The organism is Chitinophaga ginsengisegetis (genome assembly GCF_900168065.1).
Lineage (GTDB): Bacteria > Bacteroidota > Bacteroidia > Chitinophagales > Chitinophagaceae > Chitinophaga > Chitinophaga ginsengisegetis.
The window spans coordinates 278,579-293,350 of the sequence record NZ_FUZZ01000001.1; the positions used below are offsets into that span (position 1 = coordinate 278,579).

General features: G+C 44.2%; 5 protein-coding genes. All 5 read right to left on the bottom strand.

Annotated features, from left to right (window positions below; all coding sequences use genetic code 11):
• Nucleotides 1–2 precede the first annotated feature (2 nt).
• Complete coding sequence (locus B5Z18_RS01135; protein ID WP_079467578.1) at nucleotides 3–6,524, bottom strand: hypothetical protein; 6,522 nt, start codon at nucleotides 6,522–6,524, stop codon at nucleotides 3–5.
• Nucleotides 6,521–7,042: a hypothetical protein gene (locus B5Z18_RS01140; RefSeq protein WP_079467579.1), complete on the bottom strand. Its 522-nt coding sequence runs from the start codon at nucleotides 7,040–7,042 to the stop codon at nucleotides 6,521–6,523. The genes B5Z18_RS01135 and B5Z18_RS01140 overlap by 4 nt, the downstream gene beginning before the upstream one ends.
• A gap of 2 nt (nucleotides 7,043–7,044) precedes the next feature.
• On the bottom strand, nucleotides 7,045–8,148 hold the full coding sequence (locus tag B5Z18_RS01145) for a hypothetical protein (protein WP_079467580.1): 1,104 nt from the start codon (nucleotides 8,146–8,148) through the stop codon (nucleotides 7,045–7,047).
• A 6-nt stretch (nucleotides 8,149–8,154) separates the two neighbouring features.
• A complete protein-coding gene (locus tag B5Z18_RS01150) occupies nucleotides 8,155–10,692 on the bottom strand; it encodes a hypothetical protein (protein WP_079467581.1) in 2,538 nt (845 codons plus the stop codon).
• Between the two features lie 245 nt (nucleotides 10,693–10,937).
• Nucleotides 10,938–14,495, bottom strand: coding sequence for a PKD domain-containing protein (locus tag B5Z18_RS01155; RefSeq protein WP_143313460.1), 3,558 nt, complete (start codon nucleotides 14,493–14,495; stop codon nucleotides 10,938–10,940).
• Nucleotides 14,496–14,772 lie beyond the last annotated feature (277 nt).

Here is a 14,772-nt window from a genome sequence, read left to right on the forward strand (position 1 = left end):
GGTTAATTTTTCGCCCTGTAAGAAGAGCGGTTTTCTTTAATCGTCATGATTCCCCGGTCTGTTTCCTTCTTTAACCTGATCAGGGTACCTTCATCATCATACTCATACAGTGTGGCCAGGTTATTTTCATCCAATTGCGCCATGAGTCGCTGGTTTTGAGGATCATATGCATAGGTTTTAATATTGCCGGCAACAGGTAAAATACGTATGTCGTCTATCCTGGTAGCACTGCCTGCAGACAGGGTTAGGGCAGTAGAAGATGCGGTTGGACCCGCATAAAATCTGAGCTCTACCAGCTTCCATCCTTCTACCGAAGCTTTTACTGTGAGGGGCCGGTCAACGTCATTAATACTCACTTTCAGATCGGAGGTACTACCAGCAGGTTGTGCATCTTTTACCCAGGCAGAAAAAATGTACTCTGCACCTGGCTTCGGCGCAAATCCCATCGGGTAAACATTAGGCCTGGTCGTACGCATATATTCACCCAGGTCAGAAAAATCCAGGTAAGGCAGGGTATGGTGCACATTTTCATGCGGCCGCGTGTATAATACCAGTGGGCTGTTTAGTTTCAGGCTGTATTTACCGGTGTGAGCGATTTTGTTATCCAGCCAGTCTGTATACTGTCCCTTGTCGCGGATCATCACGAACATGTTGAAGCTGTCTTTCGGATTACTATTTTCCGGAATGGCCTTCACCCGATATGCATAATCCTCAAATCCATCATAAAATATTTCCCGCTGCATCGCATTGGAAGCCACTGCAGCAGTAAGTGTATTATTAAAACTAAACAGTGCGCTTTTGAAAATCCCCAATGGATCTTTTGATTCCAGGCCATTTCCCTGGGCGTCAAAAAGAGTGGCAGTACCGGTGCTGACCCATTTTTCATTATTCACATAAGTGGGCTTCCACAAATTATCGGTCACTGAGAAATACCAGTAAGGAGTAAAGTTCTGATAAACTCCACCCTTCCTGATATCAGGGATAGACAGCTGCTGCCCGATCCTGTTCACCAGGAAAGCTTTCTGCTCTATTGGGCGCCAGTTTCCGAGGAATCCATACAAGAAAGGATTCATCTGAAAAATGATAGGTGTGACATAATCCTCTTTACTTATCAGCGTACCTAACTCCCCCTGACGTTCCACTACATCGGCGGGATAATGTATCAGATCTTCTGATGAATAAGCGATAATATTTGTATAATTACCGGTGTTATATAATTCATAAGCCGATTTATTATAGATCTCCGCAGCAAAACCGGCTTCCTGACCCATGGAATTACGACCCATGACCTCGAAATTATGTTTACCGGGGAGCATGTTCGCTAATTCAAAAACATGCCATTTTCTATGATTGCTTAGCTTCTCTTCCGTGAGCTTTCTCACTTCCACACCATCGATATATACATACACCTCATCATTACCACCCAGACCCAGAGAATAGCTGGCAGCTGGTTCCAGTGTTATATCAGTGTTGTAAGCATACCACAAATCATTACCATTTGGATTCTTATACCTGGGATACATCCCAATGGCCGTTAATCTTCCGGTGTTACCATTCCCTCCCCAGAAATATCCTTTTCTGTTACCATATTCCGCACCATTCTGAGCGTAAAAGCTCGTTCCGTCATTCCCATCCTGGCTATCTTTGTACAGCGCATAATAGGGCCACATGCGGTCGTTTGCATTAGGATTTCTGATATACACGCCTCTGTCGGGGCGCTCATAGACATACGGATCTGGAATGCCCTCCATTTTAAGCCGGGCGCCCCAGGATTGATCGTATAGCGTTACGCTCGCATCCAGCACACCCAGGGAAGCCAGTTCGTCGTCCGTATCTGTTGTAAAGCGGAAAGCTCCATTTTGTACCGGGTTTTTCAAACACACCACGGAAGCTCCGGGGGCCGTCAGTTGGTTCCGGTATCCGGAGCGGGCTAACTTTACGTCGCTTTTAAAATTCTTCGCCACAATCCCGTCCTTGTTGATAAGCTTATAGGATGGGTCCTGGTCTCCTTTGGTCAGTGTTTTTACCACCCAGTAAATTGAATTCTGCTCCTTCAGATCAATCAATTCATCTCCTGTAGTCACAAAGCTGGTAAACGTGGATAGAATTTTCCCTTTGAAATCTGTCTCGAAATTCCGGATAAGGGCATTGTTATTTTTATAAGCGCCAGACATGCCGCTATTCATCCAGTATGCCGGCATATTTACCTGGTATACGGGATCATCAAATTCGTTATTGGTAGTGGTGACTACCGGATCGCCGGTAATAGCATCGTACAAGGTATTTTTGGTGGTAACAGTAGATCCATTAATGGTTTTCACGACCCGGTCCAGTACCCCGGAATATTGCACGGTTTTTAATACCGATGCAGAACGGAACAACCGGTACTCATCGTTCTGACTCATGGGCCAGTGTGGAATCACCCACGGTATCGGGAAGCCGGGTATCATGTCAAAACCCGCGCGGATGGTCCGGCCTGTGTTACTGGTTTCTTCTTCCCGCATGTCCACCATCATTTCTATCTCTCTACCGATAACCTGGTTCTGCGTAATCTCTCCTTTTTCGTTCACTACATCCACGTTATTCACGAGCGTTTGCGTGCCTACCCCCAGTGGCTTTGCATTGAAGTAGTAACTGGTGTTGGCAATCTCTGCGCCCGACTGGTTAAATACTCTTTCTGCTTTTGGCTTGCCATGCATGTCGTTCAGTTTCACCACATACCCCTGGGATAACACCAGTTCATGTGCTACATTGGAACCAATAAAACTAAACCAACCTTTGGAATCATAATTATAGGCGTCCGGACTTTGATCATAGCTTACCTGTACCGGGAAATCCTTTGAAGTATAGAACTCATGTTGTACCCATCCCGTCTTAGGTGCGGCTTCCACCACACCCTCCGCATTCAGATCTTTTACCACCACTTTGCTATAACCCACTACCGGTGCCGGGAACAAGGTTTCTCCAAAGGGTTTCTCCAGGTAGTAATAGTTATTGAGACCACCTTTTACATCTTCGGTATAAGGTACCGGTAAACGCAGGGGATTTTCATCGCCCCCTACTCCCGGCTCATAGCTTGCCACACCACTGCTGATTGTTTTTCCATTCCAGGTAGTGGTATACGTATATTCCTGACCGTAGGTAGCCCCTGTTAAAGGCTCTCCACTGATCGTGTTCCAGATATCCGATATTCTGACACGCTTCACCCGGGCTGCACCGCCCAGTTTTATTCCATCCACCTTTGCAATACGTCCAAAACTCTTTTTCAGATCCACGCTTCGTGCAAACCTCTTCCGCTCCGCTCTTTTATAAAAGTTACCTGTAATTTCACTGAGGTTACTGATGGAGTTCACAAGGGCGCCTAATGCTGCCTGTATAGGCATATCGTCGGATATCCTGTTCTTGTAGCCAGGATAAGCATACTTGGGATACTCTAATCTCATTTTCTGCCAGGCGGCAAAAATGAAAGGATTCGAAGTCACATTCCCTTCGCCCATGGTGTCGAATATGACCGCTACATTTCCACCGGATTTTTCTATCACATCTTTCACCTTTCCATAACACGGAACATAATCGCAACTACTTTCAGCCGTGCCATTGTCGGGTTTATCCGTCAAATTCACAAATAGCTTGGCGTAAAAATCCCTTTCGCCATTCAGGTAACGCCTGATAAAATCATTTTTTTTCTCTTCTGCGGAGGCTCCGTTCAGGCTTTCTTTAATATTGATCATAAATCCACGGGCAAAAAAGAAGTCCGGCTCCGGGTTACCGTCTTTATCTACCAACTGCGTCAGTTCCACCATCTGCATCGCCTGCTTATCCTGTACATAAGCGTAATCGCCGGATTCATAATCTACGTGAATTTCTCCGCCTGTTGGCAAACTGATGTCCGTCAAATTCCAGGCACTGGCATTCTGATCAGCGATCGCCTTATCCTGTGTACTATAAGGGAAGCGGTCATTATTTAAATTATTCAAACCGGATTTGGCCGCTTTATAATTACCCCACCGGTCGGTAGAGAGATACTCATAATCGGGATTCTTGCCCGTATATTTGAAAGTATAGGGAAAATGTTTCCCTTTGGTAGAAGCACCATAGGTAAAGTGCAAACCCGTTAAGGTAAGTTTACCACTATCGGCAACAGCCTGGTTGGGTACTTTCTGACAGAGCGAGTATTCATAGTTGAATACCGCTGTTTTTATGGGTGTCGTAAGATCTTTCTTCGAATACAGGCGGACTTCCTTCAAACAACGCTGTCTGCCATTGACGGTATTGTCTATAGCGCCGGTGATACCGGTAACACCTAACGCATCATTCCTGCTGTCCAACAGGAAAAACATGACCTTGTTTTTTGTTTCGATGGAGTTTAACAACCATATTTCCTTCTCCCCATATACAATGCTACTTTTATCATCATCCTGATCCGCATTCAATGCTTTGTTATACAGCGCCCTATTCGGCTTCATCGGAGAGCGCCACTTGTAATTACCGTTTACTTTTGTATAGTTAAACTTAATGGCAGTACCCATGTCATCATCTGAAATACCGTCGCCTGTTACATCTACATAATCGGGCGACAATATCGCAGACAACAGGAAAGCCGACGCATACGCAGGTTGCGTTTCCTTATGAAAATATTTGTCAATGCCGTAATTATGCTGGATTCCTCCATCTGGTTTCAGCGAAAATCCTACCAGGTTTCTGTCCTCATCCTTCGCCGCATTCGGATCTGTAGCAAATGAATACTCCTCCTGTACCTTGTTATAAACGGGCAGGCTGTATACCATTCTTTTCCCATCGTCTCCCGTAATCGTAAATTCAGAAAGATGAGTACCATATCTTGACTCTGTTACTGCGGAAGGTAGCGCGGGTGTAAAACCAGTTACTTTGTTCTCCCGGTAATCTTCTTTCATTCTTATCACGCCACCCTTGTAGGTTTCTGAGGCGGTGAGATAGGAAATGGCATTACGTCTTACCTGTCTTGTTTTCTTTGTCAGCCGGTTAGGTGCGGATATGGGATAAGTATTATTATATCCGTCTTTCAGTTCACTTTTGCTGCCGGGTCCATCCAAAGACACATGCACTACGTCTTCGCCTCTGATCAATGTCTCATAGTCATTGCTCCCCACATTCTTCTCATCCATCTGCTTAAAATAGGCATGCTCTTCGAGGGTATTATCGGTGTTCTTATAATCAGCTACTTCATTGAATTGGTTATTGTTTTTCCACTTCCCGGTTTTGTTGGATACATCCTGCTTATAAAACGTGACCCCACCATGAAAGTATAATCCAAAACCCAGGTCTACTCCAAGGGTAGTGGTGTTATTCGCGTCATTGACAGCAGGGTCAAACACCGTTCCTGAACCGCCGCGATGCAGGCGGAATTGCCCGCTTCCCAGCTGGCTGGAATAGGAAAAAATATCGGCCGTAGCGATAGGAATCGCAATGTTTGGCATGTTGGGAATTACTGCATTATCTTTCTCCCGCATGAAATCCATTACTGCGTTGGGCACATCTTTACCCTGGTTAGCATACAGGTATCCGTATGCCGGATTAGTATTAATCCTGTTCAGTATTTCGCGTTTATACCGGTAGCCGGTAAGTCCTACACCCGCAAAAGCACCGGCGCCGGATGGTCCTACATCTATACTGTAGCTACGGTTGGTAGACCTATAGGGCACCCCGATATGCGGATAAAAAGGTGGTGTGTTATAAGTGAATCCGATGCCACCTACATCGAAACTAGAAGAACCCGCTTGATTATCCCAATCTCTCGTGGTTACACCAAAAGACCCGTTCAGTGTGAGGCTTTTCAGCCCCTGGCGGGTGTTATAACCTAGATTGGCCGACAGCCCTACGTTTGTGGTCTTATTTTCATTCGACTTATCATATAAAGCCAGCGTGATATTAGGCGATACATCCACACCGTTACTGGTATTGGACATCAGGCCCACGCCCAGTCCGGGTGTTAAGGCACCACTCCCGCGTGTAAGAGAGATACCGGCATTTATGCCGAACTCCGCTCCTATACCGGTATACGTATCACTGAAGATACCGAGCGACAAAGAGCCTTTCAGGCCAATCAGTTTCGCCCCGCCAAAGAACTCCGCTTTAACAGTTCCCCGCCCACCGGTCGTTGTTTTAGGCGCCGTATAATGTTCCGTGATTACCTTATCTCCGTTCATATCATCCGGAATACCTCTCAGGCTCCGGCTAATGGCGCCCACATTGAGATTCCAGCCCAGTCCTACCCAGCTGGCCTCATCATCCATTCCTACACCGGACTGGTAATTTAAATTGATGGGATAACCATCAATATCCATTATCGGAATATTGTATTTAAACGCACCGGTAAACATGTCGACCGTTTCACTGGTACCTGCTTCCGCAAACTGTTTGCTTTCCGGTTGAGAAGGACCGGTTGTAAGTGCCCACGCAGCGCAGGGTACCAATATCTGGAAGGCAAGCAAGCCTAGAAAAAAAACTGCAATGGACTTTCTGAATATTATGTTTCCTGGAATCATAACCTGCTGCTTAATGAGTCAATACTATTGATATGTGTAACCTGGAAGGGAAACACCAACTTATGATGCGTATACATCCAATCATTCATCACGAAATACAATACAGCTGTTCCTGCCGGCACGGCCCTTTTGAACGTGGTCAGGTATTCCGCTGAAGAGGTACTTCCATTCGAAATTCGCTGCGTAAACTGTGCCGCCAGCGTATCACTTCCCACTACCAGCCAAAACAGGGTATCCACGCTTACCGCCTGCATTTTCCGGCTTTCTTCCCGGGAGGAAGCTGGTAGGGCAATGTTTAACTTAAATGTCATTTCCCCTGCTGCATCCGGATTTTCCCTTCCCAGCATCCGTTCCCACTGCACCGGGAGGTAACTGGCCCTTACCCCGATACCTCCTGCATCCTGTTCCTGAACCAGCGCCTGGCCATTGTTGGCATAAAAAGCTTTTATTTCTTTCTTTCCTGAATGACAGGCAGACATTAACAACCCTATCATCACGGATATTATTAAGTATTTCATCGCTATTCCGTTTCACTTTTATAAAGAAATCTTAATTGTTTTTCTTCCCCGTCAGGCAGCTTCAACTCCAGCAGGTAATAGTAGCCATCCACGAATGACCTGTTCTCTGCCAGGGGTATGACCACATGGTTATTTCCCCGATTCAGTTTGATCGCTGGTAGTTTACGCATTTCCAGTTCGGGCCTGGTGATACAACGGATCTTATAATTCAGCGGGGCTTTGTCGTACACATTTTCTACCGCAAACAGCACTTTTCCGCGGGCCACATAAAAATTACCTTTTGTCAGATCCGTAATATCCCTGAAGCTTTCCGGCACTACTGCCGCGGTTTCCTCTTCACAGAACACAGTAAACTCCCATATCTCGGAGTTCACCAGCAGCATATCATTTTTGTAGGCGCTTACCTGCCACACGTACGTTTTTCCCTGCATAAGATCTTTTGCCAGAGAAGGATAGAAAAGCATGGGGGAATTAATGCCCAGCTGGTTAATCAAAGGCATATTGTAATTAAGTGCTTCTACCTTTGCCTGTCCGGGTTTCACTTCTGTGAGTACAAGCCGGTATTGTACACCCGGAACAGCCGGCAATAGTGGTTGCCAGAAAAAGGGGGGTCGCTTGTTACAGATCTTGTCTTCTTCTGCCGGGTTCAATAGCAGCAAGGGAGAAAACGGCTGGAGGTAATAATCGAAGCACTGGTCGCCCAGGGTTTCGCCCTGGTGCGACTGATCACCGGCATTCAGTTCAAAACAGTATTCGTAATCCCCTTCCATAAAGTAGCCGGACTGGCGACAGATAGTGGCCACCTTATTTTCCGCAAAGCGGATGGCAGATCTGGCAATCAATCCACCCGGTAAGGAGTTCGTGCCAGGCATTAACTGAAAGGCAGGTGTTTTTATACTGACAATATTGCCAGCATCGGCAGCAGATACTTTTACGGTAAGACTTACCAGTTGCGACTGGCTGCCGGTATTCGCCAGCTTCACCTGCAACAGGCCATCCAATGTGCGGCCATGCAGTTCCGGGATAAAAACAAAGGATACCTGGGCACGGACTTGAACAGTACAAAACAGCATCAAAAAAATCACTCCCTGATAAAACTTTAACATAGGTACTTAATTCAATTGGTAAGAAATAGCCAGTTCACTTCTGAAGTTGCCGAACAGATAGTTCTGTGGCGTATTCAACAGGTTTTTACGGCAGTCAACATACATATTCACATTTAACCGGGGCAACACACTGGTGCCGGCAGTTTGCCTGAAACCGAGTTGCTGCACCACCGCCTTATTATCCAGGTAGGTCATACCGCTGCTACAGCTTATTTTCTTCCACACCTGGTAGGTCCATCCCGTTTCAACCGTAAGGAGGTTGGCATATACCGCTTCACCCTTAATATCTTTATTGTAAAACAGGTTTAACGAAAGGACATGTGAGCTGATCACCAGGTTGTGGTTAATATTAATATTCAGTAAGGTGCTGTGTTGTGGCAAAATATCGATCTGCTGATATCCCAGCATAATATTGCTGTTGTATGGAAGCGCGGCCATTTTTCCCTGCACCTGTGAAGCGAGCGATAACTGCCGGGTCATATACTGAAAGGATGCTGCCTTTTCACCGGTGCTTTTCATGGCCGACTGGTTAAAACGCGCATCAAAGGCGATCTTCTTATTCAGTTTCCAGCGACCATCAATAGCAAACTGCCTGTTTTTCCATTTGCTGGAAGTCAAGGCCGAAGAGCTGATATCCTGGAAATCGGATCTTACTCCCAGCACCAGTTTATTTTTATACCAGTTTCTTTTCAGTTTTAATCCGTAACGTATCGTTCCTCTTCCTGCTCCGGGAGAAGCCGGGTTATTATATCCCAGGCCAGAATAGCTGACATAGGCACGCTGGTTCATATTCCACTCGCTTACCTGCCCGTTGTAGTCGAGCCCCACAGACAAGGTTTCCCAGAAATCGTTGAACAGCGATAATGCAGCAGCCTTACTGGCCAGCATCGGGTCATTACCTACTGCCGAATTTTTAAACTGGTTATTGGACTTTGACAATTGTGCGGCGATACGGCCATAACTACCCAGGCTGATATCTTCCGAAAAAGCGCCTACAAAAGTATTTCTAGGTAAATTCAGGGTAGTATACTGGCGGCGGGAATCGCTTTTGGTATTGGCGTTCACGACCCCTGCATGGCTGTGTGGCTGCGTAATATCACCGGCGCCCATTTGCAGGAACTGCATGCTATAAGCCCCCGGATCAAGCGATGAATTAAAAGCAAGGTCTTTTATTGTTCCGCCATCGATACGCTTTCCGGCACCCAGCATCAGGAATTTATTGTTGTTCAGGAAACTGGTTTGTATACCGGACATAAACAAGTCCTGTACCCCACCTTTACTTCCGGAAGCCGCAATGTTACCGATGTCGAGTTGTTTGGCACTTAATAACAGGCGTTGCAGACCGCTCAATGGCAACAGTTCTTTAATGTTCCTGATTTTGTTGCTCTCCTCTTCCAGTTGCCCGTTGATTTTTCCTCCCGCCACCCGTTCGTCTGAGATAATGGATTTAGCCTGCAGGCCTTCTCCTACTTCTTTCTTCAGCGCAAAAACGCCCGCCATATATTTTCTGGCTGCACTGGCTGTACGGAAGTGTTCCAACAGTCCATTGAGGCTGCTGTCGGCCACCGGATGTGCCAGTAAGATACTATCCTGCAATGCCGCAACAACCGGCTCGAGGTCTTCTGCTGTAATGCCGAGGGCTCTATTGTTCAGTAACTCATTCCGTAGTTGCAACGAATCCAGCTGGATGATATGATCGCTGTTGAGCAATTGGCCGAAGGCGGCTGACTGCTTTTCTCCCAGCTCCGTGAGTTTTTGCTGGAGCGCTTCCAACCGGCTGTTGGTAAAGGATTTGACCGCGCTTTTGATATCAATGTCTTTCAGAAAGTATTTTTTGAGATCATATTTCTTTTCGACTATGCTATTGAGGCGTTTTACGTAAGCGTCTTTATCAAATGAAAACTTCACGAGCGACTGATCCGCAAAGGGATTGTTCCAGGTACTTTGTCCTGAAATATTTGAATACCTCACGTTAACGGGTATATTCTTTATCATCAGCTGATCCCCTATTGTAACGCTGGCACCCAGCATAGGCATGCCCGGCGTATTTTCTGCGAAAGCACCGGCACTGGCTTCTTTAAGACTGTTACTATACGCACCGGCATTTAACAGCTTATTCACGCCCGTTTCATCCCGTAAGGCATAGAAGCCCCGCAGTTTATCCGCGATGTATTGACGGATACGGGCAGTGTCTTTGATGGTACTCATGCCTTGCTGCAACTGCGTGAGCTGCTGTTTACCGGCTGAATTACCGATAAACTGAAAGAATTCCTGCCGGGCGGATTCCTGCAGATATTTGCCGGCGCCTACATCCGGAACAGCCGGAAGATTTTGCCGGAGATATGCTTTAGCCTGTGCCATGGCTGACCTTTTGTTCAGCGAGTCTGCCAGTATCATCTGCAACATAGGGTTACCCATAGGCAGCCCAGCTTTTTTGGCATATTCCTCCAGTTGCTTAACGGGGGCATTTACTTTTACCGTTTGAGCATGAACGGTGACGGAAAGTAGCACACAGGTATACCACGCCGCTATAACTTTTGCCATATAAAAATTTTCATGGTATAGGGATTATTTATCTGGGAAGCAGCAGGAACGCTATCCGGGGAAGCAACCCTGCTGCGGGTTATTTTTCTTGCATATCAATGCATTCAGGAATGAAAAAGAGCCGTATATAGCAGAATTAGCTGACTGATACACCGCAATGTTGATATTCCCGTTTGCATCTGGTGTTACATTTTCTACCAGGGACACAGTTCATGAGCTAACGTCTTTACGAAAAGTTCCTCACATTAATCTACTTTCTCAACGATCACTGCATTTATAAAACACAAACCCCAAACATCCGGCATATAGCAACCAATTTTTATGGTTTCTCCATCTTTTAAATAACCTGTATAAGAAAGATAGTTGTTAACATTATCCTTACCTACAATTGTATTATCACATACTCCATTACTGCTACCCATTTTTACCCAAATTTTTGATGGTGCAAAATCAGCTGTAGTACTTGAAAGTATCTTCACATTGTAAGTGCCTGCAGGTAAGCCCATTCCAGGTACACCAATTACTTCATAGTTATAGTTTTGTGTAGCTGGATTAAAATTCAAAGCATAATTTAACCTCGCACTTTTAGAAACAACTGCTGGAAAAATATCGGTATAAATGTTAGCAGGAGCTTCGTTGTCATTCCCATAATTACCACCATACTTTGCCCAACGAGTTGGATCAGTACTAACAGTATTGATTGACCAACCTGATACAGGGTCTGTTGCTGTTTGAATTGATGCTGTTGGGTCGCCTGTTAAAGTTGCCCAGTCAGGATGAGAAGCAGCGGTTGTGCTGGCGAAATTAAATTTGCCAAAATTGGTTCTTGGATTAGCCGTTGTTGTTTTTTCAATCAATAATATTGCAACGGTTTGACCATAATAGGATATGTTCTGATTGAATTGAAAATTAGCTAAAGCGGACATATTCATAACTATCTCTCCAGATGCATTCGGTTTAACATTATAATGGTCTGTTGTAAACATTGTGTTAAAACCCTCCAATCTACTTTGAGCGATACTGCCGTTCAATTCAGACCTGGTACCAGTTTTATTATTTGAATTAAATAAAGCTCCTGAAGTATTAGAGTTGTATATAATTACATCATAATATTTATTTACATCCAGTCCGGTTAACTTCCATTGCGCTGGATTAACATTTGAGTATTTGAATGCTGTTTTGAACATATCGGCACTCATACCCATGTAATTATGATTAAGTCCATCAGTTGTAATTCCGTCAGGGTTGCTAACTACTGTAAAACCTTTTGTACTTGTACCATTTTTAATGTCTTTCAAATTTGATACAGTTGTATTGTTAGCCGCTGAAGTAACGTTGTTGATAGTATATAAGTTAAAAGTTGAATTACTGCCAAGATTCAACATATAATACTTATGATCTTTAGCAGTTGTCAGACTATCCAAAACTGTATTCAATCGGTTTGTAAAATTCATTTTATCAGTTCCATTGTTCAATTTATCTACAATTAATTTTGCTCTGGACCAATCATAAAACTTCAATTTTTCTTCTGCTTTTGTAACATAATTATTGCAGGTAGTTGTTAAGTTTTTGCTGTGAAAAAGTAAAAAGTCAGTTTCAAAATCAAATGGGGCAATTCTTTTATCATAAACATAATTATTCCATGTACCCTTATCATGTTCACTATTCCAGGCTATTAACGTTAATGGAGGGTATATACCTTTTGGATTGGCAGCATTGATGCTATTAACATCATCTAAGGTTGAATATTGGGAAGTGAACGGAACTCTTGTATCATTATAAGAATGGACAAACAAAAATGGTATATCTTTTACTATATCTCCATTCCCTGTAAGTGCTACATCATTAAAAGTTGTATTGGAAGCGATACCACCAGCTAACAGATTTGGATTACCTAAAGCAACGTTAGTTGTTCCTGCACCGCCAGAAGACAAACCAGTTACATATACTCTATTTGAATCAATTGCATATCCATTAACAGCATAATTAAGTGCTTTTTGTGCGGTTGCTAAAGTCCAAAGTCCATCATGCAATTGAGGACAAACAACAACACACTGCATAGGAAACAACTTATCATGCAAAAAGTATGGTAATCCTTCAGCTTCCAGTAATAATTGATTAATATCATCGTTATTCTCAACGCCATTAACTCCAACTCCATGCAAGAATATTATTAAAGGGTAACCTCCTGGTTTTAATGAATCATAACCTTGTGGCAAGTAAACCCATGTTTTCAAATTTGGGTTATTAGAATCATATTTGTTGTCTAAATAACCTCCTGAACTAAACATCTCCGATGGTTTGGCAACTGATACATCAATATCATCAGTGTAAGTTGAACCATGATTATCAGTGACAGTTAAACGATATGTAGACCTGGCAGCAACAGGAATTCCTGTAACTCCTGTATTTATACCGTTTACGTTTGAAAATGTAACGCCTGTTATATTAGAAATAACTGACCATTGATAGGAAGCAACTGAAAGAGAAGGATTGTTGATTTTTATGTTTCCATAAAAGTTGGTAGTACTTTCATTTTCATTTAAATATTGATCTAAACCTGCATTGACAGTTATTCCATTACCTCCTGGCCCCCCTGGGATGTTACCATCAACTACAGCTTTGACTACATTACTCCAACTGGAAAAATACCCGTCCCGGAAATAGATCCGCATTCGGTAAAAGCTGCTATCAGGGCTGATAGCAAGTGTGTTTTCAGAAGGTGATGTAATAGTTTTAAAATCATTATAGAGGCCGTTTATATAAGCGCTCCGTTGTACAATGTACTTAACAACATCGGTATTGGAAGTAAAATAGCTGGCGAGTGCATTCCTCATTGCATTAAACATTACCAGGTACCCCTGGTCATTCAAATGGATATTATCGCCGAACTGCAATGAAGGTTGTAATACATCGGGATTAGCAGGGTCTTCCAGGAGGTGATACGCATAGATGCATCTGGCTCCGAAAGTTTTACGCAGGTTATCTGCAGTTTGCCTCAGTTTAAGGCGCTGTGGAGCACCGAAAGCCGTACGGGGAATACTGCTCATTACCAACAACTGTACACCAGCTTTTTTGCAGGCTTCGTCTATCAGCAAGGTATTAGAGAGCGCCTCTTCTGTAGACATCTCACCGCCACTGGCCTGGGATGCATAGTCGTTACCGGTATTAATGAGGATAATAATATTATTCCCATCAGCAATTGCCTTGGTGACGTTCATCGTCGAGTCTACAAAGCTATTGCTGCCTGTAGGCGCCAGATTGCGGGAATTATATCCATCTTTACAATAGTTCGTCAGCCGTGCATTGGAAGATACTGCATAAATATAAGCCTGCAGCTTTCCGGCAATGGAGTTGGCCGGTGTACTGGCATAACTCCCCGCCCCCTGGCTGTCTCCAATCAGGGCTATCTTCGGCGACTGATACAGCTCCCTGTCTGACTGCCACCATTTCAGCTGCATACTGTTGGCATCAATAGACATAGCAGCCAGCGAAACAGGCGGCACACCAACACCTCCACCGCCGGAGAACCTTACCGGTATAGTATCCTGTCCGGCAATAGCGATAGCACTGTCTCCTATATTTTCCAGGGAAAGTTTTTTGAATACTGTATTTCCATCGCCCTGGTTATACAGAAAGCCCTGTACATTTTTGGAGGCATTTTTTACCTGGAGCTCAGCCCCAACAACCATGACAGTATCTTGCTTAACTCTGAATGCTGATTGCCCAAGAGCCAGATGGGTTATGGTTAACAAGGCGAGTGTTAGTAACACTCGAAGTTTCTTGAAAAATTGCTTTTTCATTATTAGGTATTTTTAGGGATGTTTGAATCACGTAGCCGTTCGTACCTCTTTTAGCATGCTGTATCCTCTGTCGGATTTCTGGATCAGCAGCTTGACCGAACAAAAAATACCAATAACATAGAACTTAAACATATAAATCATAGATACCAGGATCTGGAATAAGGGTACAAAACTGCAATTGCTATTCAACAAGATATCTTAATAATATCATACAGTATCAAGGGATTTATCCGGGGATAAGATACAGGAGATATAGGCACTAAAAAAATCACGAATA